We start from the raw sequence: 25686 nt of genomic DNA, 5'->3' as shown, positions 1-25686 counted from the left end.
GAAGCAGTCGACACCTATTTCAAGACAGACAAGAGAGGATTCGATGACTTACACCGCTGCCGAAAACCGCTACGACTCCATCCCTTACCGCCGCGTCGGCCGCAGCGGTCTGGTGCTGCCGGCGCTGTCGTTGGGCCTGTGGCACAACTTCGGCGACAGCACGCCGATCGACACCCAGCGCGCCTTGCTGCGCACTGCATTCGATCTGGGCATCAACCACTTCGACCTGGCCAACAATTACGGCCCGCCGTACGGCAGCGCCGAGATCAATTTCGGCCGTCTGCTGCGCGAAGACTTCAAGCAGTACCGCGACGAACTGATCATCTCCAGCAAGGCCGGTTGGGACATGTGGCCCGGCCCTTACGGCCAGGGCGGCGGTTCGCGCAAATACGTACTGGCCAGCCTCGACCAGAGCCTGCAACGCCTCGGGCTCGACTATGTGGATATCTTCTATTCGCACCGCTTTGACCCGGACACCCCACTGGAAGAAACCGCCAGCGCCCTCGCCACTGCCGTGCAGCAGGGCAAGGCGTTGTACATCGGTATCTCGTCGTACTCGGGAGTGAAAACCCGCGAGATCGCGGCGCTGTTGAAAGAGTGGAAAGTGCCGCTGTTGATTCATCAACCGGCGTACAACCTGCTCAATCGCTGGGTGGAAAAAGACCTGCTCGACACCACCGATGAACTCGGTACTGGCGTGATCGCTTTCACGCCGCTGGCGCAAGGTCTGCTCACCGACAAATACCTTAACGGCGTACCGGCAGATGCGCGGGTCAATCGTCCGGGCGGTGGTTCGCTGCAGGCTTCACACTTGTCCGATGCCAACATTGCTCACGTGCGCGCGCTGAATGAAATTGCCAAGCGTCGCGGTCAGAGCCTGGCGCAACTGGCGCTGGCGTGGACGCTGCGCGATCCACGGGTGACTTCTGCGCTGATTGGTGCGAGCCGGCCGGAGCAGATTATCGAGAACGTTGGGGCGTTGAAGAATTTGAGCTTCAGTGCTGAAGAGCTGGCGGAGATTGACCGGTTTGCGCAGGAAGGCGGGATCAATCTTTGGGAGAAGCCTTCGACGGCAGAATAAGCGACCCTCACCCCAGCCCTCTCCCGGAGGGAGAGGGAGCCGACCGAGTTGTCTTGCGCCATACATCGACCTGAAATACCGAGTCGATTATGGATTCAGCAAAGCAATATCAGGTCGGCGTACCTCTAAAGCATCCCCCAATCAGTCCCCTCTCCCTCCGGGAGAGGGTTAGGGTGAGGGGCTTTTGCTGTTCAGGGCTCAGCGAAAAAACGGCACATCCCCCAACACCGTCGCCCGCTGCATCACCCGTCGCGCCGGCCGATAGTCATCCACCGCGTAATGCTGCGTCACGCGGTTATCCCAGAACGCAATATCGTCCTGTTGCCAGCGCCAGCGAATGGTGAATTCCGGCCGTGTTGCATGGGCGAACAGAAACTTCAGAATCGCCTCGCTCTCGGTTTCCGACAGCTCATTGATCTTCGACGTAAACCCTTCATTGACGAACAACGAGCGTCGCCCACTGACCGGGTGTGTACGAATCACCGGGTGCGACAGCGGTGGATTCTTGCGCCGAGCCTCTTCCCACTGCGCCAACGCTTCAGGCGTATTGCCATAGCGCTCCAGTGGAAACGAGCGAGTGAAGTCGTGAGTCGCGGTCAGCCCTTCGAGCAAACTTTTCATCGGCGCCGACAGCGCTTCGTACGCAGCAATCCCACTGGCCCACAACGTGTCGCCACCAAACTCCGGCAGCAACTTGGCGCTGAGCACCGCGCCCATCGCCGGGGTCGGCAGGAAGGTCACGTCGGTGTGCCAGATCGCGTTGTCGCGCACGTCGGTGACGGCGGTGTCGAGGATCAGCACTTCCGGTTGTTCCGGTACGTTCGGGTAGATCGGGTGAATGTGCAGGTCGCCGAAGTAAGCGGCGAAGCGCGCCTGTTGTGGCGGCTCGATTGGCTGGTTGCGGAAGAACAGTACTTGATACTTGAGCAGCGCCTGTTCGATGGCGTCGCGGTGTTCCAGGCTCAGCGGCTGACTGATGTCGACGCCGCTGATCTGCGCGCCGAGGGCCGAGCTTAATGGGGTGATGTTGAGGCTGCTCATGGTCTTTCTCTTCGAATTCGGGGTTCAAGCTTTTGTAGGAGTGAGCCTGCTCGCGATTGCAGACTGGCAGACAATGCTGTGGTGAATGACACACCGCAATCGCGAGCAGGCTCACTCCTATAGGGGATTCACATGAAAGTTGTCAGTGGGCCTGGCCGTCCCACGGCACCAGTTTGCGCTGCAGGGCGCGCAGGCCCATTTCCATGGCGAAGGCGATCAGGGCGATGACCAGAATCCCCAGCACCACCACATCGGTGACCAGGAACTGCGCGGCCGACTGCACCATGAAACCCAAGCCGCTGGTGGCAGCAATCAGTTCGGCCGCAACCAGCGTCGACCAGCCAACCCCCAGACCAATGCGCACGCCCGTCAAAATGTCCGGCAACGCGCTCGGCAAAATCACATGACGAATCAGCTGCACGCGAGTCGCGCCGAGCGACTGCGCTGCGCGCAATTTCGCCGGATCAACCGTGCGCACACCGGTGGCGGTAGCGATGGCAATCGGCGCGAAAATCGCCAGATAAATCAGCAGCACTTTCGACAACTCACCGATGCCGCACCAGATCACGATCAACGGCAGATAAGCCAGCGGTGGAATCGGGCGGTAGAACTCGATCAGCGGATCGAGCACGCCACGGGCGATGCGGTTGGCGCCGATGGCAATGCCCACCGGTACGGCGGTCAGAATCGCAAAACCGAGGCCCAGACCGATGCGGCTAAGGCTTGCGCCGAGGTGCTGCCACAGCGTTGAATCCATGTACCCGGTAGTCGCCAGCAACCAGCCTTTTTGCAGTACGGCAGAGGGTGGCGGCAGGAACAGCGGTTCGATCAAACCGGTGGCGGTCACTGCCCACCAGATCGCCAACAAGGCAAACAGCGTCAGCAAGCTGATCCAGCGTGTGCTGAGGCTGCGGCGTACGGGAATCGCCGCCGAAGCGCTGACCGGTTTTACCGCAGCCGAAGAAACGTCGTAACTACTCATGCGCGCTCCTGCCGTTGAATTGCACCGCGTTGCGAGAACACTTTGCTCAGCACGTGTTCGCGGGTTTCGATAAAACGCGGATCGGATTTGATCGCGCGGGCGGATTCACCGGCAGCGTAACGCTGACCGAAATCCAGATGCAGGCGCTCAACGATCTGCCCCGGATTCGGCGCGAGCAGAATCAGGTCAGTGGCGAGGAACACCGCTTCTTCAATGTCGTGGGTAATCAGGAAAACCGGCTTGGCCGTGCGCTGCCAGACTTGCAGCAACAGCTCCTGCATCTGTTCGCGGGTGAACGCGTCGAGCGCGCCGAAGGGCTCGTCCATCAGCAATACACGCGGATCAGCGGCGAGGGCGCGGGCGAGGCCGACACGCTGCTTCTGACCACCGGAGAGTTGCCAGATACGACGGCTTTCGAAACCGGAAAGATCGACCAGCGCGAGCATTTCACGGGCGATTTTTTCGCGTTTGTCCTTGGCGACCCCGGCCAGTTCGAGACCGAAACCGACGTTGGCCAACACATCCTGCCAAGGCAGTAACGCGTCATCCTGGAACACCACGCCACGTTCGGCGCTCGGGCCTTTGACCGGCACGCCGTCGAGGGTGATGCGCCCGGCGCTCGGTTCGACGAAACCGGCAATCAGGTTCAACAGCGAAGTCTTGCCACTGCCGGACGGGCCGAGGGCGACCAGCAATTGCTGAGGCCCCAGGGTCAGAGAAATATCCGCCAGCACCGGTTCCGGGCTGCCCGGGTACTGTGCGCTGATGCGCTCCAGCTGTAGCAAGGCCATCGCAGTTAACTCCCGATCAGTTGGTGATGAATTTGGCGCTGACGTACGGCGCGTAGTCCGGCAGAACGGCTTCGACCTTGCCTTGCTCCTTGAGGAACGCGGCGGTGTCGGTGATGGCTTTGGTGGTCGGCGCGCCGAGGCTGACGACCTGATCAGCCGCCAGCGGGTAGACGTTGCCCTGCAGCAGCAATGGGATGTCGCTGGCCTTGGCACCGGAGAGTTTCACCAGCTTGTCGACGTTGGACTGATCGGCGAGCCAGGCTTTCGGGTCTTTGCGGTAATCGGCGTAGGCGTCGAGGGTGACCTTGGCGAACGCGGTGACGATTTCCGGGTGCTTCTCGGCGAAGTCTTTGCGCACGATCCACGCATCGAAGGTCGGCGCGCCGAACTTGGCCAGCTCGCCGGAAGTGATCAGCACTTTGCCGTTTTCTTTGGCGACACCGAGTGCCGGATCCCACACGTAAGTGGCGTCGATGTCACCGCGTTTCCACGCGGCGATGATCGCTGGCGGCGCGAGGTTGAGCACGGTGACTTTCGATGGGGCGATGTTCCAGTGCTTCAGCGCCGCGAGCAGGCTGTAGTGACCGGTGGACACGAACGGCACAGCGATTTTCTTGCCGATCAGATCCTGTGGCGTCTTGATGCCGGAGCCGTCGCGCGCGACCAGTGCTTCAGCGGCGCCGATCTGCGTGGCGATGAGGAAAGTTTCGACCGGGACTTTGCGCGTGATCGCGGCGGTCAGCGGGCTCGAACCGAGGTAGCCGATCTGCACATCACCGGAAGCGATGGCAGCGATGATGTCGGCGCCGTTGTCGAATTTGCGCCAGCTGATGTCGGCCTTGGTGGCTTTTTCATAAGCGCCGTCGGCCTGAGCGACTTTCGCTGGGTCAACGGTGGTTTGGTAGGCGACGGTGAGGTCGGCGGCCTGAGCCAGAAAACTCGCGGCAGCCAGGGAGGCCACGGCGAGCAGGCGAAGCGGGAAATTCAGTTTCATTGAAGAGCTCCATATCAGGCGACCGAGCGTCGGCGTGAAAGGAGACTAAATGATCTAAGAATCGGCAAATAAATAACTTTTTAGAATGAGCTTATGAGCGGAAAAATCTAAGAGCGGGGGAGTTTGTGGGCTTTTCGGATTTATTCGTTCGACGTTAGATCTTTGCCCCCTCACCCCAGCCCTCTCCCCCAGGGGGGCGAGGGGGAAAGGGGGCCGATCTCTGTGCTTTTCAAGGCCTGAGCTCGGCTCGGTATTTCAGGTCGGCGTAACTTTCATGAGCAGCTGAATCAGTCCCCTCTCCCTCCGGGAGAGGGCTAGGGTGAGGGGCTTTTAGTTGCTGATCGCCAAAATACTCGCCTGATACGACCCGACAAACACGTCAAAATCCCCCACCTCGTTCTGCTCCAGCTCAGCCTGTGCAGCCAGCGACGTACGCGCCAACTCCTCAAACTTCGCCTGCTCATCCGCCGCCAGTGGCTCGCTGCGGAAAAATTCGGCATGCGCCTGGCTCTGACGCAACGAGAACTGCGCAAAGCTTTCCTTGTGCTCAGCCATCGCCGCCAACACCTGCGCGGATGGCGTCAGGGACGGATCGCTGACCTTGGCCAGTTGCGCATCGAGTGCCTTGCTGTGCGCATCGCCGCCATGGCTCTGATCCAGCAACGCCGCCAGTGGCGCGATTTGCTCCAGCAGTTCGGCCGCCCAGGTCTTCATCTCCACCGACTCACCGTCGCGCTGCAATTGCAGACCCGGACGGCGACCTTCTTTCACGACGCTGAGGAAGTTCGATGTGGCATTGCCGCACGACGTGTTGGTCAGCAACGGACTGTCGTTGAGCGCGCAATACAGCAGGAACGCGTCGAGGAAGCGCGACTCGGTGAGGTCGATGCCCATCGGCAAAAACGGGTTGATATCCAGGCAACGCACTTCAACGTACTGAATGCCACGCGCCACCAGCGCCTGAATCGGCCGTTCGCCGGTATAGGTCACGCGTTTCGGGCGGATGTTGGAGTAGTACTCGTTTTCGATCTGCAGGATGTTGGTGTTCAGCTGCACCCACTCGCCATCCTGGTGCGTGCCGACTTCAACGTACGGCGCGTACGGCGTGGCCACGGCTTTGCGCAGGCTGTCGGTGTAGCTCGCCAGATCGTTGTAGCACGGTGTCAGACCGGCCTGGGCGTTGCTCTGGTAACCGAGGTCGCTCATGCGCAGGCTGGTGGCATACGGCAAATACAAGGTGTCCGGATCGAGCTGTTCCAACTGATGCGAACGACCGCGCAGGAAACCGGCGTCGAGCGCTGGCGAGGCACCGAACAGGTACATCAGCAGCCAGCTGTAACGACGGAAATTACGGATCAGTGCGATGTAGGAAAACGACTGAAAATCGCGGTCAGTGCCGACAAATCCTTCGGTTTCACGCAGCAGCGGCCAGAGCTTTTCCGGCAGGGAGAAGTTGTAGTGAATCCCGGCGATGCACTGCATGGTCTTGCCGTACCGCAGGGCCAGACCCTTGCGATAGACGTACTTGAGCTGACCGATGTTGGAGGTGCCGTAATAGGCGATCGGGATGTCTTCCTCGGCCGGCAACGGGCACGGCATCGATGGACTCCACAGGTACTCGTTGCCGAGTTTGCTGTAGGCAAAGCGGTGAATCTTGTCCAGGCTCGCCAGCGTGTCGGCCGGGTCGGGCAGGGCGGGCGTGATGAATTCCAGCAGCGACTCGGAGTAGTCGGTGGTGATCTGTTCGTTGGTCAGCGCGGAACCCAAGGCTTCGGGGTGCGGCGTTTGCGCCAGGCGACCTTCGCTGGTCACGCGCAGGCATTCACGTTCGATACCGTGCAGGCACTGCTCGAGCAGAGAGAGGTTAGCGCGCTCGCCGAGCAGAGCCAGGCGGCGGTTGAGAAGTTCGCTCAATTTGGATTCCTTCACGCGTCAGTCGCCCCAATATGGGGGTGGGCAGGACGGTCTACAAGGGTGAAGTTGAAACTGGCGTTTTCGCCTGGTTTTGTAGCGGCAGGCCATTTGCCGGTCAGTCAGGAACTGCACAATCCCTGTGGGAGCGAGCTTGCTCGCGAAGAGGGTTTATCAGCCAAAATTTCGGTTGCCTGACACACCGCCTTCGCGAGCAAGCTCGCTCCCACAAGGTTCGTTGCGCCGAAATTAACTCAAAATGATGACCGGTAGCTACAGGACAGCGAACGTGCCTTGTGCTTTTGCGACCAGTTTGTCGCCCTGCATCACGTCGGCTTCGACCACTAAAGTGCGGCGGCCCGGGTGGATGACCCGTGCCGTACACATGACCTCGCCGTCGGAAACGGCGCGGATGTAGTTAATCTTGCACTCGATGGTCGCGCTCTGTTGATCGAAGCCGTGGGTGCTGGAACAGGCCAGCCCCATGGCGATATCGACCAGACTGAACAGCGCGCCACCGTGCAATTTGCCGCCGCGATTGCGCAGTTCCGGTTCCAGCACCAGGGCGACCTGCGCCACCCCGGTTTCCAGGCTGTGCAGGCGGCAGCCCAACAGCTTGAAAAACGCGCTCTCGACGAGCCCGGCCGGAATTTCCATCAGCGTTTCTTCAACTGCTTGGCGTTGGCGAACAGCGAGGCCATCGCGTTGTTCACTGGCGCTGCGGGTGCGGTTTCCTTACGTGGCGCGTTGTTCGAAGGCTGGCGCTGGGCCGAGCCCGGACGCGAACCACGGGCACCGTCGATTTTCTCGCCCGGGGTGTCGCCCATGCGCATCGACAGGCCAACGCGTTTGCGCGGGATGTCGACTTCCATGACTTTCACCTTGACCACGTCACCGGCCTTCACCGCTTCGCGCGGATCCTTGATGAACTTCTCCGACAGCGCCGAGATATGCACCAGACCGTCCTGATGCACGCCGATATCGACGAACGCACCGAACGCAGTCACGTTGGTCACCACACCTTCGAGGATCATCCCCAGTTGCAGGTCTTTCAGATCTTCGACGCCTTCCTGGAACTCGGCAGTCTTGAACTCCGGACGCGGGTCGCGGCCCGGTTTTTCCAGTTCCTGAATGATGTCGGTCACGGTTGGCAGACCGAAGGTCTCGTCGGTGAATTTCTTCGGATCCAGACGCTTGAGGAAGCTTGCGTCGCCGATCAACGAGCGGATGTCGCGGTCGGTTTCAGCGGCAATACGCTGCACCAGCGGATAGGCTTCCGGGTGAACGGCCGACGAATCCAGCGGGTTGTCGCCGTTCATCACGCGCAAGAAGCCGGCGGCCTGTTCGAAGGTTTTTTCGCCCAGACGTGCGACCTTCTTCAGGGCTGCGCGGGTTTTGAATGCGCCGTGCTCGTCGCGGTGCGCGACGATGTTTTGCGCCAGCGTCGCGTTGAGGCCGGAGATACGCGCCAGCAGCGCCACCGAAGCGGTGTTCACGTCAACGCCAACGGCGTTCACGCAGTCCTCGACCACAGCGTCCAGACCGCGCGCCAGTTTCAGCTGCGAAACGTCGTGCTGGTACTGGCCGACACCGATGGATTTCGGGTCGATTTTCACCAACTCGGCCAGAGGATCCTGCAGACGACGGGCGATGGACACGGCGCCACGGATCGACACGTCGAGATCCGGGAATTCCTTGGCCGCCAGTTCCGATGCCGAGTACACCGACGCACCGGCCTCGGAGACCATGACTTTGGTCATTTTCATCGCTGGGTATTTTTTGATCAGCTCGATCGCCAGTTTGTCGGTTTCGCGGCTGGCGGTGCCGTTGCCGATGGCGATCAGGTCAACCGAGTGCTTGGCGCACAGGGCGGCCAGAATGGCGATGGTCTGATCCCACTTGTTGTGCGGCACGTGCGGGTAAACCGTGGCGTGATCGAGCAACTTGCCGGTGGAATCGACCACGGCGACCTTGCAGCCGGTACGCAGGCCCGGGTCGAGGCCCAGGGTTGCGCGCGGGCCGGCCGGTGCGGCCAATAGCAAGTCGTGCAGGTTGTGGGCGAACACGTTGATCGCTTCGGTTTCGGCGCCGTCACGCAGTTCGCCGAGCAGGTCGGTCTCCAGGTGCGTGTAAAGCTTGACCTTCCACGTCCAGCGCACCACTTCACCGAGCCATTTGTCGGCCGGGCGGTTTTGGTTCTGGATGTTGAATTGCTGGCCGATCATGCCTTCGCACGGGTGCATGGTGCCCGGCAGCTCGTCGCCGACTTTCAGCGCGGAGCTGAGGATGCCTTCGTTGCGGCCACGGAAAATCGCCAGCGCGCGGTGCGACGGCATGCTTTTCAGCGGTTCGTCGTGTTCGAAGTAATCGCGGAACTTGGCGCCTTCCTCTTCCTTGCCAGCGATGACGCGGGCACTGAGGGTCGCTTCCTGTTTCAGGTAGTTACGCAGTTTTTCCAGCAGGCTGGCGTCTTCGGCGAAGCGCTCCATGAGGATGTACTTGGCGCCTTCCAGTGCGGCTTTCACATCGGCCACGCCTTTTTCGGCGTCGATGAAGCGTGCGGCTTCGGTTTCCGGGGTCAGGTTCGGGTCGTTGAACAGGCCGTCGGCCAGGTCGCCGAGGCCGGCTTCCAGGGCGATCTGGCCCTTGGTGCGGCGCTTCTGCTTGTACGGCAGGTACAAGTCTTCGAGGCGGGTCTTGGTGTCGGCGAGTTTGATGTCGCGCTCAAGGGCAGGGGTGAGTTTGCCTTGCTCCTCGATGCTGGCGAGGATGCTGATGCGCCGTTCGTCGAGTTCTCGCAGGTAGCGCAGGCGCTCTTCCAGATGACGCAACTGAGTGTCATCGAGGCTGCCGGTGACTTCTTTCCGGTAACGGGCGATGAAGGGAACGGTAGAGCCTTCATCGAGTAGCGCGACGGCCGCTTCGACCTGTTGTGGGCGTACGCCGAGTTCCTCGGCAATGCGGCTGTTGATGCTGTCCATAAAACCACCTGACATATTGTGAAATCAGGCTCTCAGGCACGGAAATAAAGGCCCGGAGTCTGGTTGAGCGGCTAGAAAATTGCCGCTGCCTGGGTCAAAAGGCAGGCCATTGACCCGTGAAATCGAACAATTACTGCGATAGGCAGGAAAAAAAGCCTGCCACCTGCGGTAACGATTCAGACGTTGCCTGGCACAAAACGCCGCGCATTATAACCAGCGTTCTGTCATTCGGGGGCGTCGCAGTCTGTAGGCATAAACCCCGGTTTTCTGGCAGTGAAGGAAAAATCTGCTAACAATGCACACGGTGCGTATAACGGCAGCTACGCCATAATGCGCGCCGAGCTAAAAGGAGCATCCAATGAGCAGCACTGCACAAACTGCTGAAGGCGAAAAAATTCTCATCGTTGACGACGATCCGGGGCTGAGCAGCCTGCTGGAACGTTTTTTCGTCAGCAAGGGCTACCGCGCCCGTACCGTACCGAACACCGAGCAGATGGATCGTCTGCTGTCGCGTGAAGTTTTCAATCTGGTCGTCCTCGACCTGATGCTGCCCGGCGAAGACGGTCTGACCGCGTGCCGGCGTCTGCGGGCCGCGAACAACCAGATCCCGATTATCATGCTCACCGCCAAGGGCGATGAGATGAGCCGTATCAAGGGTCTGGAACTGGGCGCCGACGATTATCTGGCCAAGCCGTTCAACCCGGACGAGCTGATGGCGCGGGTCAAAGCTGTACTGCGTCGTCAGGCCGCACCGGTACCCGGCGCGCCGGGCAGCGAAGACGAAAACGTCACCTTCGGTGATTACGTGTTGTCGCTGGCCACCCGCGAACTGAAACGCGGCGACGAAGTGCACATGCTCACCACCGGTGAGTTTGCGGTACTCAAGGCCCTGGTGATGAACGCGCGTCAGCCGCTGACCCGCGACAAACTGATGAACCTGGCCCGTGGCCGCGAGTGGGATGCCCTCGAGCGTTCCATCGACGTGCAGATTTCCCGTCTGCGCCGCATGATCGAGCCTGATGCATCGAAGCCGCGCTATATCCAGACTGTCTGGGGTGTGGGCTACGTGTTCGTACCGGATGGCGCCGCCACCAAGTGATCGGCGATTTGTAGGAGCGGGTCTGCAGGTTTTGGTCGAACGGCCATGCCCGCAGACTCGCAATCCGCAATATGCGAGCATTGCTCGCTCCTGCAAGTGTGTAGCGGTTATAGATGAAAACCCCCGTCTGGTTCCCCCAAAGCTTTTTCTCCCGCACCCTTTGGCTGGTGCTCATCGTCGTGCTGTTTTCCAAGGCGCTGACCCTGGTTTATCTGTTGATGAACGAGGACGTGCTGGTGGATCGCCAATACAGCCACGGCGTCGCCCTGACGCTGCGTGCCTATTGGGCCGCCGATGAAGAAAACCGCGCGAAGATCGCTGATGCAGCGACCCTGATTCGGGTTGTGGGCGCCGGTGTGCCGGAAGGCGAGCAGCATTGGCCGTACAGCGAAATCTATCAGCGGCAGATGCAGGCGGAGTTGGGCGCCGACACTGAAGTGCGTTTGCGCATGCACTCGCCGCCGGCGTTGTGGGTGCGCGCCCCGAGCCTCGGTGACGGCTGGCTGAAGGTGCCGCTGTATCCGCACCCGTTGCGCGGCCAGAAAATCTGGAACGTGCTCGGCTGGTTCCTCGCCATCGGCTTGCTGTCGACGGCGTCGGCGTGGATTTTCGTCAGCCAGCTCAACCAACCCTTGAAGCGTCTGGTCTATGCCGCCCGGCAACTCGGTCAGGGTCGCAGCGTACGTCTGCCGATCAGCGATACGCCGAGCGAGATGACCGAGGTTTATCGCGCCTTTAACCAGATGGCCGAAGACGTCGAGCAGGCCGGACGCGAGCGTGAGTTGATGCTGGCCGGCGTGTCCCATGACTTGCGCACACCGTTGACGCGGTTGCGCCTGTCGCTGGAATTGATGGGCGACCGCAATGACCTGACCGACGACATGGTCCGGGACATCGAAGACATGGATGCGATTCTCGACCAGTTCCTCGCGTTTATTCGCGATGGTCGCGACGAATCGGTGGAAGAGGTGGATCTGACTGATCTGGTGCGCGAGGTCGCGGCGCCGTACAACCAGAACGAAGAGAAGGTGCGTTTGCGTCTGGAGCCGATTCAGCCGTTTCCGCTGCGTCGGGTATCGATGAAACGCTTGCTGAACAACCTGATTGGCAACGCCTTGAACCATGCCGGCGGTCACGTTGAAGTCGCGGCTTATGTGTCCGGTGACGTCAGTGCGCCGTATGTGGTGCTGAGCGTGATGGACCGAGGGGCGGGGATCGATCCTTCGGAGCTGGAGGCGATCTTCAACCCATTTACCCGTGGCGATCGTGCCCGGGGCGGGAAGGGTACTGGCTTGGGTTTGGCGATTGTGAAGCGGATTGCTTCGATGCATGGCGGCAATGTTGAATTGCGCAATCGGTCCGGGGGTGGACTGGAGGCGCGGGTGAGGTTGCCGTTGGGATTGATGTTGCCGCGGGATGCTGTGTAGATCAAAAGCCCCTCACCCCAGCCCTCTCCCGGAGGGAGAGGGAGCTGACCGAGGTGTTTTGCGTCATACATCGACCTGAAAGACTGAGTCGATTATGGATCCGGTACAGCAAGATCAAGTCGGCGTATCTCTTAATCATCCCCCAATCGGCCCCTCTCCCGGAGGGAGAGGGGCAGACCGAGGTGTCTGGGGTCATACATCGACCTGAAAGACTGGGGCGATTGTGGATTCGGCACAGCAGGATCAGGTCGGCGTAGTTCTCCAATATCCCCCAATCAGTCCCCTCTCCCTTCGGGAGAGGGTTAGGGTGAGGGGCTGTTGCTCTTAGCTCTAGCTCTTCGCTCTAGCCCTTGCCTTTGGTGCGGGTCATATTCGGCCCGCCATTCTTCTCAAGATGCTCGATGATGATCCCCGCCACATTCTTCCCCGTGGTGGTCTCGATCCCTTCCAGACCCGGCGACGAGTTCACTTCCATCACCAGCGGCCCGTGATTGGAGCGCAGGATATCCACGCCCGCCACCGCCAGGCCCATGACCTTGGCTGCGCGCAACGCGGTCATGCGCTCTTCCGGGGTGATCTTGATCAGGCTGGCGCTGCCGCCGCGATGCAGGTTGGAGCGGAACTCGCCGGGTTTGGCCTGACGCTTCATCGCTGCGATGACTTTGTCACCGACCACGAAGCAGCGAATATCCGCACCACCCGCTTCCTTGATGTACTCCTGAACCATGATGTTCTGCTTCAGGCCCATGAACGCCTCGATCACCGACTCTGCGGCCGTGGCGGTTTCGCACAGCACCACGCCGATACCTTGCGTGCCTTCCAGCACTTTGATCACCAATGGCGCACCGTTGACCATGTCGATCAGATCGGGAATGTCATCCGGCGAGTGGGCAAACCCGGTCACCGGCAGACCGATGCCGCGCCGCGACAGCAGTTGCAGCGAACGCAACTTGTCCCGCGAACGGGCGATGGCCACCGATTCGTTGAGCGGGAATACCCCCATCATTTCGAACTGGCGCAACACCGCGCAGCCGTAGAACGTCACCGACGCACCGATCCGTGGAATCACCGCGTCAAAGCCTTCCAGCGGTTTGCCGCGATAGTGGATCTGCGGCTTGTGGCTGGCGATGTTCATGTAGGCGCGCAAGGTGTCGATCACTACCATTTCATGCCCGCGCTCGGTTCCGGCTTCGACCAGACGGCGGGTGGAATACAGACGCGGGTTCCGCGACAGCACAGCGATCTTCATGCAACACCTGTGGAGGAGGTAGATACCGGGAACACCGGCTTGTCTTGTACATACTTGATGCCCGGATTGACGACCAGTTGGCCATCGATCAGGGCTTTGGAACCGAGCAACAGGCGATAGCGCATGGATTTGCGGCAGGCGAGGGTGAACTCGATCGGCCAGACCCGATCACCCAAAGCCAGAGTGGTGCTGATCACATAGCGCTCCTGGGCATGGCCGTTGGAGCTTTTGATGGTTTTGCGCGTCACCAGTGGCGCTTCGCAGCGGCGGTGACGCAACTGCACCACCGTGCCCAGGTGCGCGGTGAAGCGCACCCATTTCTCACCGTCGCGTTCGAACGGTTCGATGTCGGTGGCATGCAGGCTGGAGGTGCTGGCGCCGGTGTCGATTTTCGCTCGCAGGCCTGCGACTCCCAAATCCGGGAGCGCCACCCACTCGCGCAGACCGACAACGGTCAAATGATCAAATGTCTTCAATAGAAAAAACCAACGATTAACGTGTCCAGGCCTCAGGTGAAACCTGGGCCAACGCTTTGAATGCAGGTTTGGCGAACCAGTAGCCCTGCATCAGAAATATTCCACAGTCCGCCAGGAAATCCCGTTCACCGGCGCTCTCGATGCCTTCGGCAATGACTGTAACGTCCAACTCCGCACAGATTGTGACAATCCCCCGCACTATCGCCTGACGAACACGGTCTTGATCGACATCGCGGATCAGCGCCATGTCGAGTTTGATCAGGTCCGGTTGGAAATCAGCCAGCAGATTGAGCCCCGAATAACCGGCACCGAAATCGTCGATGGCAGTCTTGAAGCCGAATTCGCGGTATTCACGCAGAATATTGGTCAAATGGCGATAGTTATCTACGTGCTCGCTTTCCAGGGTTTCGAAAATCAGCCGGTCGATAGGGAAACGGTGTTTTTTTGCCGCCTCCAGGGTACTGCGAATGCATAACTCTGGACGATAGACCGCGTTGGGCATGAAGTTGATCGACAAGTGTGTCTGCATATTAAGATCGGCCGCACCTTCGATGGCGCGGGTCCGGCAGAGCTGGTCGAAACGGTAGCGGTTATCTTCTGTAACCTGATCCAACACAGTGAGTGCGCCTTCACCCTTCACACCGCGAACCAGCGCTTCATGGGCGAAAACCGACTGGTCGCGCAGATCGACGATGGGTTGGTAGGCGAAGGAAAAATCGAAGCCCAGCGGTTCGCTTTGCTGACACCCTTGGCAACCGGCCTTGGGTGAGGTTAATGAAGACGGAAATTTAGTCACTCGATCACTCCATGCCGATGTACCGGCCAAGATCACAGTCTATCTGGAGGGCCGAGTTCTTGCGCCCGACAGAAACGGTAGTACAGTTCCGACTACTGGCCGAACGAGGAATTCAAATGGCACAAAAAAGCGAAGAGGACGACAAGGTCCGTCTCGACAAGTGGCTGTGGGCTGCGCGTTTTTATAAGACCCGCGCCTTGGCCAAAGCGGCGATCGAGAGCGGCAAGGTGCATTGTCGCGGCGAACGCTGCAAGCCTGGCAAAGAGCCACGCATTGGCGATGAGTTCGAGATTCGTACCGGGTTTGAAGTGCGTACGGTGAAGGTTGAAGCGTTGTCGATTGTGCGACGTGGCGCCCCGGAGGCGCAGACGCTGTATGCAGAGACCGAGGCGAGTATTGCCAAGCGTGAAGCAGCCGCGGCGATGCGCAAGGCGGGCGCGTTGGGCGTGAGCACCGACGGCAAGCCGAGCAAAAAGCAGCGGCGGGATTTGTTCAAGTTTCGCGGTAGCAGTAACGACGAATAATCGCGTTGTTGGTGCTGGCCTCTTCGCGAGCAAGCTCGCTCCCACAGGAAACTGCATTCTAATGTGGGAGCGAGCCTGCTCGCGAATCGCGGGCGCAGCGCTCGCCGAAGACAGCTCGGTATCAGGCGCTACGCACCACACTCATCCGCGAAACCAGCGGCAACTTGCCCACCAGCGAAAAGATCGGCGCCGTCACCTTCAGCCAGAAGTTCGAGGCGTGATACGCAAACGGAGTGTAGAAACCCCAACCCAACGCCCACACCGCCAGCAGCAGACCGCCGATGTAATCGTCCTGACCCCAATGCGCACCGGCCACCAGGCGCGGCAGCATGAACAGCAGCGCCAGACCCCAGATCGTCAGAAACTGGCCGACCGTACGACTGAACACGCCCATAAATAGCGCCCAGATCAACAGCACTGAAGCATGATCACCCGGAAAACTCTGGCCGGAGCGATCCTTCAGCTCCCAGGTTTTCTCCAGGTGCGGGAAGTAATCGCTGATATGCACCGCGCCTTCGAGCACCATCGACGGGCTGCTGTGTTGCCAGTCCATATGGTCGGCGAACTTGGAAAACAGCGCGCGGATCACCACCATCAACAACAGGATCGAGAAAAAACCGAAGAATGCGCGACGCACGTCAATGGCCTTGAACACCCAGTCACCCTTGATCAGCAGCGTCAGCAGGATCAGTCCGACAACGATGTCGAATGGGCGCAGACTTGCAATTGCCCAGATGTGGAGCCATATCGGGTTGCTGGCCAGCGGTGCATTGAGCGAGCGGAACAGCCACTCGTCGAAAATCACACACAGCGAGTTGCCCGTAGGCCATAACCAGAAAGCCAGTAGCGCCAACGGCACTACGTTGCACAGAACCAGCCGGCCGAGGTTCCACCTAGATTGGAACAAACCCGGATTGTTCATAAAATGCCTCCCATGGCAGAGCAGTCGGCACCAAAAAGAGTGCCAAGAAGCGCAAATTTTCACGTCTTGTAACCATTTTGTCACCACATTCAGATACCCAAAATTATGACCGACCTAGCGGATACCGATTTCACCCAACGTTTCATCTTCGATGACAGCGACACGCGCGGCGAACTGGTTGCGCTTGAACGCAGCTACGCCGAGGTTCTCGCCAAGCACCCGTACCCGGAGCCAGTGGCGCAACTGCTGGGCGAATTGATGGCGGCCGCCTCGTTGCTGGTAGGCACGCTGAAGTTCGATGGCTTGCTGATTCTGCAGGCGCGTTCCGAAGGCCCGATCCCGCTGCTGATGATCGAATGTTCCAGCGAGCGCGATATCCGTGGCCTGGCGCGTTACAACGCCGAGCAGATCGCGCCGGATGCGACCCTTGCCGACCTGATGCCGGGCGGTGACCTGACCCTGACCGTCGACCCGACTGTCGGTCAGCGCTACCAGGGCATTGTCGATCTCGACGGCGAAACCCTGTCGGAATGCTTCACCAACTATTTCGTCATGTCGCAACAGGTCGGCACGCGCTTCAAGCTGTTCGCCGATGGCCGTCGTGCCCGCGGGATGCTGCTGCAACAACTGCCGGCCGATCGCCTGAAAGACGAAGAAGAGCGCGCCGCCAGCTGGCAGCACCTCACCGCACTGGCGAGCACGCTGACCGCCGATGAGTTGTTGAGCCTGGACAACGAAACCGTGTTGCATCGCCTCTACCATGAAGAGCAGGTGCGCCTGTTTGATGTGCAGAACCTGCGTTTCCGTTGCACCTGCTCGCGCGAGCGTTCGGGCAACGCGCTGGTCAGTCTGGGTCTTGAGGATGCACAACAATTGGTCCAAGAGAACGGCGGCACTATCGAGATCGATTGCCAGTTCTGCAATCAGCAGTACCTGTTCGACGCGGCCGATATTGCTCAATTGTTCGCTGGCGCAGGCGTCGACACGCCGTCAGATACCCGGCACTAAAACGGTTCAGCGCAGGTAAATTCACTGCGTAACGACGGAATTTCGCCGTTACGACGGGAGGACCCTACTCTTTTTGGGCTTTTCTGGCATAATCCGGCCCACTTTTTTCGCGGTAGTAGTGCACGACTTTCTACTACAAAACGTTTGGAGCACACTCGGCCACTGGCCGACGGGGAACCTCATGACGCAAGCCAATAACGCCGTGTACACCGATCTGAGTGTTGATGATCTGGTAAAAGAAGCCCTGAACCGCGGTGAGGGCGAGCTTGCCGATACCGGCGCTCTGGTTGTTCGCACTGGTCACCGCACCGGTCGTTCGCCTGTTGACCGTTTCATCGTTGAAGAGCCTTCCACCCAGGCCGCTATTGCCTGGGGCCCGATCAACCGCAAGTTCCCGGCCGACAAGTTCGATGCGCTGTGGGCTCGCGTTGAGGCGTTCAATAACGCGCAAGAGCACTTTGTGTCCCACGTGCATGTAGGCGCGGCGGAAGATCACTACCTGGCCGTGAAAATGACCACCCAGACTGCCTGGCAGAATCTGTTCGGTCGTTGCCTGTTCATCAACCCGGCCCAGTACAACCCGGCCGGTCGTGAAGAGTGGCAAGTGCTCAACGTGGCCAACTTCGAGTGCGTGCCTGAGCGTGACGGCACCAACTCCGACGGTTGCGTGATCCTCAACTTCGCACAGAAAAAAGTGTTGATCGCCGGCATGCGTTACGCCGGTGAGATGAAGAAAGCCATGTTCTCCGTGCAGAACTTCCTGCTGCCGGCCGCTGACGTGCTGCCAATGCACTGCGCTGCCAACATCGGCGAAGAAGGCGACGTGACCCTGTTCTTCGGTCTGTCGGGCACCGGTAAAACCACCCTGTCGGCCGACGAAAGCCGTTACCTGATCGGTGATGACGAACACGGCTGGGGCGAAGGCGTGGTGTTCAACATCGAAGGCGGTTGCTATGCCAAGTGCATCGACCTCTCCGAGAAGAACGAGCCGGTTATCTGGAAAGCCATCAAGCACGGTGCTGTACTGGAAAACGTCGTGATCGACGATGCCAAGCACGCCGACTACGCCGATGTCAGCCTGACCCAGAACAGCCGCGCCGCGTACCCGCTGGAACACGTTGCCAAGCGTTCCGAGCACAACCTCGGTGGCGAGCCAAACGCGGTGATCTTCCTGACCTGCGACCTGACCGGCGTACTGCCGCCAGTGTCGATCCTCAACGAAGAACAAGCGGCCTACCACTTCCTGTCCGGCTACACCGCTCTGGTGGGCTCGACTGAAATGGGTTCGGGCAGCGGCATCAAGTCGACCTTCTCCACCTGCTTCGGCGCACCGTTCTTCCCGCGCCCGGCTGGCGAATACGCCGAGCTGCTGATCAAGCGCATCCGCGGCTTCGGCTCCAAGGTCTACCTGGTCAACACCGGTTGGACCGGCGGCGGCTACGGCGTCGGCAAACGCTTCAACATCCCGACCACCCGCGCAGTGATCGCAGCGATCCAGAGCGGCGCACTGATCGGTGCAGCCACCGAACACCTCGACACCATCAACCTCGACGTGCCACTGGCCGTACCGGGCGTTGAAACCAACCTGCTCAACCCACGCAACACCTGGGCTGACAAGGCTGCGTACGACGAGGCTGCGAAAGCACTGGCCGGTCTGTTCATCGAGAACTTCAAGAAGTTCGAAGTGAGCGACGCGATCAAGGCTGCAGGGCCGAAGTTGTAAGATTGGTTTGTTGTGAATGAAAAAGCCGCCCTTTAGGGGCGGCTTTTTTGTGGGCGTTTTTCTTGCTATGTGCCCTGCGAGGGCTTTCGCGTCAGCAATTCAGACAGCGAGTGAGTATTCATTGGGAAGTTCTTGAGTTTGTCTTCACTCACATATGCGGCTTCGATAACGCTCGTGTGTGAAGTCGGTAGTTTTCTTGGTTTTGGAATATCGAGACTCGGTTCACTCGCTGATTTTTTGCCGAGTGAAGTCTTAGAAAAAAGAAGCCTTGAGTCCTGCAGTCGGTAACCGAGTTCATCCGTGGAACCCAGAAGATTCAGATCTTGCTCGAGACCTAGTACGTGCATCACTGACAAGTACGCTCCCATTGTGACGCCTGCACTACCTGCTTCCAGTGAGCGTAATGTCATGACTGACATTCCAGCCCTTTCAGCGACTAGTTTTGCAGTGAGTCTGCGTCTAAGACGCGCCAGTTTCAGGCGCTCACCAAGATCGTTCAAGAGTCGTGCAACCTTCGGAAGTAGCGGCGAGGTTCTCCTGGCCATAAAGCTAAAATTCCTTCACTTTTGGGGTGATAACAACGGAATAATTACAGTTGACCGGGGGGCAAGGAGTTACGTTTACCCTTGGGTCATTCAACCTTCTGAGCGCCCCATCACTCAACTGTCTGACGTGATCACGGCCATTGTTGCCTGGCATGCATCACTCTCAATACTTCCACACATTCGTTTTTGATCGTGTAAACGATGACGTAACTGGGGGTTGCGACGATTTCCCGTGTTCCTTCAACTCTGCCCTTTTTGTACAGCGTTGGACGCTGTCGGGCGAGCTCCCCTTTTGCTTCAAATATCTCATCGAGGTCAGCCGCTGCTTCAGGGTTGTCCTGACTAATACGGTCCATAATCCGCTCTCGGTCAATATGCGTCTCCGGACGCCAAATCAACTTCATTAGCGCACTCGTTTACGCAGGGCATCACGCTTGGCGGCAAATATTCGGCGGGTTTCTTCATCGCTAATACTAGGTCTTGGATCGTCAATACTGATCTGTACCTGTCGTTTGAACCATTCATCATATGCGGCTGCCTCATGCGCTTGTTTCATTGCTTCGGCGCGATCAGGACGAGCGTATGTTTTCATTTGCGATGGGTCATAGCTGGAAGCGTCAACATCGAACTGGTTGATACCCAGTCCTCTCAAATAGGTCACCAGTGTTTCAAGCCTTTTGAACAGGCGCACCTGGCCACTCCGTTGCGCTGTTAGCAGATATTCTTCATTGCCACGCTGAATTTGGATCGCCCAGCCACCAGACTTGGCGACGATACTTGTGCTTCTTACAGAGCCGTTTTCAATCAGGCGAATGAGAGAGCTGTGATCAATGGTTTCAGTGGTCATGGAAGCAAACTCTTGGCTGAACAGTGGCGTCCATCGTACGCAATCAATAGTAGTTTGCAAAATTCAACTCCTGGCAGTAGACACTGAGTGTCCAAAATTATGTTTGTTGGTGAGGCAGGCGATTCTTGTCGGAAACATACCTGCCTGAGATTGTTTTCAGGCTGGATCCTTCCAATTGAGCATTCGCTGCTGCGCGACCTGCAGCAGGTCACAGCCATCCTGCGTCAGCAGATAGAGGGCGTGGGTGATGTGGGGGATGTCTTCGACGTCGGCTTGTTTGAAGCTGAGGCAGTAGAGGGTTTTTAGCAGGTCGCTTGAAGCGCGCAGGCGCTGGACGGCGCATTCGAGGATGTCTTGTGGATTGGCCGTTGTGTCGATGATCAGGGGCTTGGTGTCGGTGAGGTTGGATTCGAGGGCGCGGTAGCGATCGGTGGTGAATTGATTCCAAGTTGTCATTTTTTAATCCTCAATTGCTTCGAAAGAAGCCACCGCATCGTGACCAAGCGACAGGAGGCAACTGTGTTCGGGTTGGTCAACCGGTGAGGATCGCGCACATACCCGGCACACCCGAAGGTGTCCCAAACACAGTCACCATAAACCGCAGGCAAGTGAGTGCCGGCAGCATACAGCGCGTGCGTATACACGATCCAATCGGGTGACCAAGCCCGAGCCGCTGATTTGGCAGCGACAGGCACGACTATAGATTTGGCTTACCAAGCCGCGATAGGCGGCAAGGGAGTCTGGGTTTGTAGGAATGGGACGAATAGCGGATAGGCCATTGCTGTAGGTTTTTTCGTCCGTTCACGCGCCCACGGCCTTCAACCAATAACCCGATACGCCGCCACATCCAGCACACTCGTCGTCAGCCCCGTCGCAGGCGCGTAGATCGGGCCTTTCACCGCCGAAAACGGTACGCCTTTGCTGCCCAGAGACACGTAGCGTTCGCCTTTATCCAGTTCGGTGAAGTAGGTGTAGGAAATATTGTGCATCCGTTTGTACCGGGCTTCATCGCGGACGATGCCGTTGGTGAGGTTTTGCAGGTCGGTCTGGGTCAGGTTGAGGGTTTTGTTCAGTTGTACGCCCCAGCGCTTGAGGCACGTTTCGGCGTAGTGACGGACCACGCGGCCAGGTTCCACCAGGGTTTTCAGGTCGCTTGCGCTGGCAGGGACGCCACCGTCAGCTGTGGCGTTGCCCGCCATGGTCGCGTGGCGGCCGGCCATGGGGTAGACGCTGGTTTTGGTGCCGGTGGCGGTCTGCGGGATCACGCAACTGAAACCCTTGGAGCGTTCATCGCGGGCATAGAAAGCGACATATTCTTTGACGTTGGCGCCGAGTTTGACGCGTTGATCCTGGAAGTTGCCGATTCCCGGGACTGGATCAAGGGCGAATATATTAACCGGGATATTGTTAAGTTGAGGATCATTTAACATCGCATTGGCCAGCATGTGGCAACTTATGCCGCCTCGGCTCCAACCCACCAGATTGACGCGGGTGGGAATAATGCCATCTTTGCGGAACGTTCTGATGATCCCTTCCTGTAACTTCTGTTGAGTAATGCTGCGGTCGCCGTAGTTGTACTTTCGCCACATCCACGAGCCTTCGACTTTGACATCGTCAATAGGAATACCGGCGGCTTTGAGGCGGTTGTATTCGGCCTCGGTGAGTTGTACGCGCTGCCAGTCGCATTTGCCCTTGATAACGTTGAGCGCATGCTGCACGTTTTCCTCCCAGCCCTTGCCGAACAGTGTGCCGGTAAGGCCGTATTCCTTGGTCTTGGTGAACAGGTCGTCAGCTTGCAGGTTGCCGCTGCCGGGTCCGTCGACGACGATCCATTCGGCGAACTCGCGGCCGGTATGGTTGGCAGCCAGTGTGGAAACCAGTTCGCCGTCCCAGAAGTTTTCATGGGTGGTATCGAACTTGTTGGAACCCGTGCCGCAAAAAAATATAGTTAAAACTGTCATGGTGTTGCTCTCGTTTATTTGTAAGAGCGAACAAGTTAGTGCGAGTTGCATGTATAAATAAAGAGTGTTGGTGTTTCCGTATTTGTAGAAGAGTTAGTTGTGTGTTGTTTGTGATGGTTGTTGTTTGGCGACTTCAAGCAAGTTGCAACCATCCTGTACCAGCAAATAAAGTGCATTGACGATGTTGGGAATATCTTTCACGTCAGCCTGTTTGAAACATAGGCAGTAGAGCGTTTCCAGCAAATCACCGGCCGCGCGTAAACGCTGATCGGCGGCATTGATCAAGTCAGTCTGGCTGGAGTGGCTGTCGATAAGCAGCACCGGGTTTTCGCTGTAGCAAGTCTTGAGTGGGCGATAGCGGTTGATCATGGTGAGGCGTGTCCTGTTCGAAGGCGCTGGGGCGGGCCGGCAGAGTGTTTGCAGCCGCGCCGGCCACTATAGAAGGGCGTTTCTCTGTGGGACAAGACAGCCGCAATGGACAGTATTCGTAGGGGTTTTTCCGTGGTTTGAGGAAATGCCCTACGTGTTTTCGCAGCTTTTTCAGGCCAAAACCCTTAGGCGTAATAATTCCTACTTGTTTGTCAGGCGATTCGCGGTAAACCGCTGTATCGTGCGCGCCAGAATCTGTAGGGCGTTTCCAAACGTCTGACACGCGCTTAAAGGGAATTAGGTATGCACTGGCTACGAATGGCCGCGATTTTATTGCTCGGGCTGAGCACTTGCCGTTTGACCATGGGCTCGGACGTTGGCAATGCATGGGTGCTGGATCGTCTCGATCGCACGGATTGGCCGGAGGCACTCATCAGCCAGGCGAGCATGGACACGGCGTCGCGCGGTGAGGTGTTGATGTTCGCCAAAGCCCTGTTGGCCAGTGAAACACTGGATGAAGAAGGGCTTGAGCAGCGACTCGGTGTGCCGCACGTGCAACTGAAGTCGATTCGCCACGTGCGCGATGGCCTCTGGGAGGGATTGCTGCGCACCTATCGCAACGCCAGTCAGAGCTGTGATGAGCAACCGTTCTGCCCGCGTGTGCGCAGCGTCGCTGATCTGCGTCAGTTGGCGGCGGCATTCACCGGCGATATCAGCCCGGCCCATGCGTTGTGGGCGAGCAAGAGTCAGGGCGTGCATGAGCAGATGCTGAATGAGCAGTTGCGGGTGGCGGTGTTGCGCCCCTGAACTTCAGGATTTTGTATTGTTCTGAGTGGCCTCTTCGCGAGCAGGCTCGCTCCCACAGGGACCGTGGTGTTCAAGTAATCGCTGTATCATTCCGAATCGATTTGGCCCCGACCTTTTCTCGACTCGCTGCGATCGCCCGCTAGGCTGTTGGCATGGCAGCAGTCAATGGAGTGACAGCGAATGCACAACACCCTGGAACAGGTTTTTGGTTTTCCACAGTTTCGACCCGGACAAGAGACGGCGATCAGCGCGGTGCTGGCCGGGCGTTCGGCGGCGGCGATTTTTCCCACCGGTTCCGGCAAGTCGATTTGTTATCAATTGCCGGCGCTGATGCTGCCGCACCTGACGTTGGTGGTCTCGCCGTTACTGGCGCTGATGCAGGATCAACTGGCCTTCTTGCAGCGTCATGGCATATCCGCAGGCAGCATCGATTCGGCGCAGAGTCGCGATGATGCCAATGACGTGATGGCCCGCGCCCGTTCGGGCGAGTTGAAGATTCTGATGATCTCGGTGGAGCGCTTGAAGAACGAGCGCTTTCGCAACTTTTTGCAGCAGGTACCGATCTCGTTGCTGGTGGTGGACGAGGCGCATTGCATCTCGGAATGGGGCCACAATTTCCGCCCCGATTACCTCAAGCTGCCGGACTATCAGCGCCAGTTCAACATCCCGCAAACCTTGCTGCTGACCGCTACAGCAACACCGAAAGTCATCGCTGACATGCAGGCCAAATTCGCGATTGCTGCCGACGATGTGGTGACCACCGGTTTCTACCGGCCCAATCTCAATCTGCTGGTCGAACCGGTGCGCGGTCAGGACAAGCGTCGGCGTCTGGTGGAATGGATGAGTGAGCGGCCGGGGCAGCCGAGCATCGTCTACGTGACCTTGCAGAAAACCGCTGAGCACATCGCCGAACACCTTGAACGCAACGGCATTCAGGCCGAGGCTTATCACGCCGGTTTAGCCCACGACAAACGCGAGGCGATCCAGAAGCGCTTTATGGCAGGGCAGTCCAATTGCATCGTTGCGACGATCGCTTTCGGTATGGGCATCGACAAGAGCGACATCCGCAATGTCGTGCACTTCGACTTGCCCAAATCCATCGAAAACTATAGTCAGGAAATCGGCCGCGCCGGGCGCGACGGGCAGCCGTCGGACTGCCTGGTATTGGCCAATCGCGACAGCCTCAACGTGCTGGAAAACTTCGTCTACGGCGATACGCCGGAGCGTGATGGCATCCGCTATGTGCTCGACGAACTGAAGGCCTCGGTGCCGGAAGGACAGTGGGAGTTTCTGCTCGGGCCATTGGCGGATCAGAGCAATATTCGCTCACTGCCGCTGAAAACATTGCTGGTGCAACTGGAGCTGCGCGGGTTGATCGCGCCGCGCTATGCCTACTACGCCGAATACCGTTTCAAATACCTGCTGGAACCGGAAGCGCTGCTTGAGCGTTTCGACGGTGAGCGCAGGGATTTCGTTGCAGCGATCATTCAGACCTCGGCGCGCGCGCGCACCTGGGCCACGGTGAATTTCGAGGCGATGTATTCGCAATATTCCGCCGAACGCAATCGAGTGGTGAAGGCGCTGGATTACTTTCAGGAAAAGGGCTGGGTCGAGCTGGAAAGCAAGCAGATGACCGAGGTCTACAGCCTGCTGAATAGTGACTTTGACAGCGATGCCCTGAGCGCTGAGCTGCATGACTATTTCACCCGGCATGAGCAGGCCGAAGTGGCGCGCATCCACGCGATGCTTGAAGTTTTTGCCACCGAGCGTTGTCTGGGTTATCGCCTGGCCGAGTATTTCGGGGATCGCAATGCGCCTGAGCGGTGTGGGCATTGCTCGGTGTGTCATGGCCAGGTTGCACGGTTGCCGGCACCGCCGGAGTTGCCCGCGCTTGTGGATAAAAACTTTGTGGCGCTGTGCGGCGATTTTATCCACAGGCATGAGCAGCACACCGGGGTCATCCCGACAGCAGAGCGGGTGACGCGGTTTCTGTGCGGGATCAGTGTGCCGCTGTTTACCAAGCTCAAGGCGCGAGCGATTCCCGGGTTTGCGGAATTGGAAGAGTATCCCTATGCCGAAGTCCGGAACTGGGCTGACGATCATTTGCTCGATTAAACATAAATCCTGTGGGAGTCAGGGCGCCTGCATCCAT

The 25686-nt window shown here is 58.7% G+C and carries 25 protein-coding genes; 8 read left to right on the top strand and 17 right to left on the bottom strand.

Features of this window, described 5'->3' with window-relative positions; genetic code table 11:
* The first annotated feature begins 43 nt into the window (after positions 1-43).
* Positions 44-1081, top strand: a complete 1038-nt coding sequence (mgrA, locus tag ACW9IR_RS10515; RefSeq protein ID WP_034148469.1) for an L-glyceraldehyde 3-phosphate reductase — start codon at positions 44-46, stop codon at positions 1079-1081.
* A gap of 198 nt (positions 1082-1279) precedes the next feature.
* Here mgrA and tauD read toward each other — a convergent pair whose 3' ends face one another.
* The 7 genes from tauD to ACW9IR_RS10480 all read right to left on the bottom strand — a co-directional run bounded on the left by tauD (position 1280) and on the right by ACW9IR_RS10480 (position 9781).
* On the bottom strand, positions 1280-2122 hold the full coding sequence (gene tauD, locus ACW9IR_RS10510) for a taurine dioxygenase (RefSeq protein ID WP_034151870.1): 843 nt from the start codon (positions 2120-2122) through the stop codon (positions 1280-1282).
* A 142-nt stretch (positions 2123-2264) separates the two neighbouring features.
* Entirely contained in the window at positions 2265-3104 is an 840-nt protein-coding gene (tauC, locus tag ACW9IR_RS10505; RefSeq protein WP_457463072.1) for a taurine ABC transporter permease TauC, read from the bottom strand.
* Positions 3101-3895 carry a taurine ABC transporter ATP-binding subunit gene (gene tauB, locus ACW9IR_RS10500; RefSeq protein ID WP_095122225.1) on the bottom strand — a complete coding sequence of 265 codons (795 nt, stop codon included), beginning with the start codon at positions 3893-3895 and terminating at the stop codon, positions 3101-3103. The genes tauC and tauB overlap by 4 nt, the downstream gene beginning before the upstream one ends.
* A gap of 16 nt (positions 3896-3911) precedes the next feature.
* Entirely contained in the window at positions 3912-4889 is a 978-nt protein-coding gene (tauA, locus tag ACW9IR_RS10495; RefSeq protein WP_110720688.1) for a taurine ABC transporter substrate-binding protein, read from the bottom strand.
* Positions 4890-5219: 330 nt separating this feature from the next.
* The gene (gshA, locus tag ACW9IR_RS10490) at positions 5220-6803 is read right to left on the bottom strand and encodes a glutamate--cysteine ligase (protein ID WP_311884944.1); all 1584 of its coding nucleotides are present in this window, start codon (positions 6801-6803) and stop codon (positions 5220-5222) included.
* Positions 6804-7073: 270 nt separating this feature from the next.
* The gene (locus tag ACW9IR_RS10485) at positions 7074-7457 is read right to left on the bottom strand and encodes a PaaI family thioesterase (RefSeq protein ID WP_053116527.1); all 384 of its coding nucleotides are present in this window, start codon (positions 7455-7457) and stop codon (positions 7074-7076) included.
* Complete coding sequence (locus ACW9IR_RS10480) at positions 7457-9781, bottom strand: Tex family protein (RefSeq protein ID WP_457463068.1); 2325 nt, start codon at positions 9779-9781, stop codon at positions 7457-7459. The genes ACW9IR_RS10485 and ACW9IR_RS10480 overlap by 1 nt, the downstream gene beginning before the upstream one ends.
* Before the next feature lie 358 nt (positions 9782-10139).
* On the opposite strand from ACW9IR_RS10480, the gene ompR reads away from it, so the two are divergent.
* Together ompR and ACW9IR_RS10470 are read left to right on the top strand one after the other, a co-directional pair.
* On the top strand, positions 10140-10880 hold the full coding sequence (gene ompR, locus ACW9IR_RS10475; protein WP_095123420.1) for an osmolarity response regulator transcription factor OmpR: 741 nt from the start codon (positions 10140-10142) through the stop codon (positions 10878-10880).
* Positions 10881-10993: 113 nt separating this feature from the next.
* Positions 10994-12307 carry an ATP-binding protein gene (locus ACW9IR_RS10470; protein ID WP_007917930.1) on the top strand — a complete coding sequence of 438 codons (1314 nt, stop codon included), beginning with the start codon at positions 10994-10996 and terminating at the stop codon, positions 12305-12307.
* 343 nt (positions 12308-12650) lie between these two features.
* On the opposite strand, the gene rimK is transcribed toward ACW9IR_RS10470, so the two are convergent.
* Genes rimK through rimA form a run of 3 tightly spaced genes read right to left on the bottom strand, consistent with a single transcriptional unit; the run spans position 12651 to position 14828 of the window.
* Positions 12651-13556, bottom strand: a complete 906-nt coding sequence (gene rimK / locus ACW9IR_RS10465; RefSeq protein WP_007949201.1) for a 30S ribosomal protein S6--L-glutamate ligase — start codon at positions 13554-13556, stop codon at positions 12651-12653.
* Positions 13553-14032 carry a retropepsin-like aspartic endopeptidase RimB gene (gene rimB / locus ACW9IR_RS10460; RefSeq protein ID WP_042557136.1) on the bottom strand — a complete coding sequence of 160 codons (480 nt, stop codon included), beginning with the start codon at positions 14030-14032 and terminating at the stop codon, positions 13553-13555. Before rimB ends, rimK begins: the two co-directional genes overlap by 4 nt.
* A 16-nt stretch (positions 14033-14048) precedes the next feature.
* The gene (gene rimA, locus ACW9IR_RS10455) at positions 14049-14828 is read right to left on the bottom strand and encodes a S6 modification regulatory phosphodiesterase RimA (RefSeq protein ID WP_095123422.1); all 780 of its coding nucleotides are present in this window, start codon (positions 14826-14828) and stop codon (positions 14049-14051) included.
* Between the two features lie 116 nt (positions 14829-14944).
* Between rimA and ACW9IR_RS10450 the strand changes: the two genes are divergently transcribed.
* Positions 14945-15352: an RNA-binding S4 domain-containing protein gene (locus ACW9IR_RS10450; protein WP_007917939.1), complete on the top strand. Its 408-nt coding sequence runs from the start codon at positions 14945-14947 to the stop codon at positions 15350-15352.
* Positions 15353-15473: 121 nt separating this feature from the next.
* On the opposite strand, the gene ACW9IR_RS10445 is transcribed toward ACW9IR_RS10450, so the two are convergent.
* A complete protein-coding gene (locus ACW9IR_RS10445; protein WP_110720685.1) occupies positions 15474-16274 on the bottom strand; it encodes a phosphatase PAP2 family protein in 801 nt (266 codons plus the stop codon).
* A gap of 105 nt (positions 16275-16379) precedes the next feature.
* Here ACW9IR_RS10445 and hslO point away from each other — a divergent pair, with 105 nt between their 5' ends.
* Positions 16380-17282, top strand: a complete 903-nt coding sequence (gene hslO, locus ACW9IR_RS10440) for an Hsp33 family molecular chaperone HslO (protein WP_110720684.1) — start codon at positions 16380-16382, stop codon at positions 17280-17282.
* A gap of 181 nt (positions 17283-17463) precedes the next feature.
* Positions 17464-19005, top strand: a complete 1542-nt coding sequence (locus tag ACW9IR_RS10435) for a phosphoenolpyruvate carboxykinase (protein WP_007917942.1) — start codon at positions 17464-17466, stop codon at positions 19003-19005.
* 65 nt (positions 19006-19070) lie between these two features.
* On the opposite strand, the gene ACW9IR_RS10430 is transcribed toward ACW9IR_RS10435, so the two are convergent.
* The 6 genes from ACW9IR_RS10430 to ACW9IR_RS10405 all read right to left on the bottom strand — a co-directional run bounded on the left by ACW9IR_RS10430 (position 19071) and on the right by ACW9IR_RS10405 (position 22727).
* Positions 19071-19550 carry a helix-turn-helix domain-containing protein gene (locus ACW9IR_RS10430; RefSeq protein WP_102899594.1) on the bottom strand — a complete coding sequence of 160 codons (480 nt, stop codon included), beginning with the start codon at positions 19548-19550 and terminating at the stop codon, positions 19071-19073.
* Between the two features lie 131 nt (positions 19551-19681).
* Positions 19682-19954, bottom strand: coding sequence for a type II toxin-antitoxin system RelE/ParE family toxin (locus ACW9IR_RS10425; protein ID WP_102899593.1), 273 nt, complete (start codon positions 19952-19954; stop codon positions 19682-19684).
* Entirely contained in the window at positions 19954-20397 is a 444-nt protein-coding gene (locus ACW9IR_RS10420; RefSeq protein ID WP_122605799.1) for an antitoxin PaaA2 family protein, read from the bottom strand. Before ACW9IR_RS10420 ends, ACW9IR_RS10425 begins: the two co-directional genes overlap by 1 nt.
* A 156-nt stretch (positions 20398-20553) precedes the next feature.
* A complete protein-coding gene (locus tag ACW9IR_RS10415; RefSeq protein WP_150709103.1) occupies positions 20554-20853 on the bottom strand; it encodes a hypothetical protein in 300 nt (99 codons plus the stop codon).
* Between the two features lie 362 nt (positions 20854-21215).
* Positions 21216-22358, bottom strand: coding sequence for a hypothetical protein (locus ACW9IR_RS10410; RefSeq protein WP_457463062.1), 1143 nt, complete (start codon positions 22356-22358; stop codon positions 21216-21218).
* A 93-nt stretch (positions 22359-22451) separates the two neighbouring features.
* Entirely contained in the window at positions 22452-22727 is a 276-nt protein-coding gene (locus ACW9IR_RS10405) for a hypothetical protein (RefSeq protein WP_102899589.1), read from the bottom strand.
* A gap of 303 nt (positions 22728-23030) precedes the next feature.
* Here ACW9IR_RS10405 and ACW9IR_RS10400 point away from each other — a divergent pair, with 303 nt between their 5' ends.
* Both ACW9IR_RS10400 and ACW9IR_RS10395 read left to right on the top strand, forming a co-directional pair.
* On the top strand, positions 23031-23534 hold the full coding sequence (locus tag ACW9IR_RS10400; protein WP_102899588.1) for a polysaccharide deacetylase: 504 nt from the start codon (positions 23031-23033) through the stop codon (positions 23532-23534).
* Positions 23535-23714: 180 nt separating this feature from the next.
* Positions 23715-25649, top strand: a complete 1935-nt coding sequence (locus ACW9IR_RS10395; protein ID WP_102899587.1) for a RecQ family ATP-dependent DNA helicase — start codon at positions 23715-23717, stop codon at positions 25647-25649.
* The last annotated feature ends 37 nt before the right edge of the window (positions 25650-25686 follow it).

This window comes from Pseudomonas sp. SDT291_1_S447 (assembly GCF_054070155.1).
The sequence above is the reverse complement of the archived record's forward strand: the minus strand, read 5'-3'. Positions and strand labels throughout refer to the sequence as shown.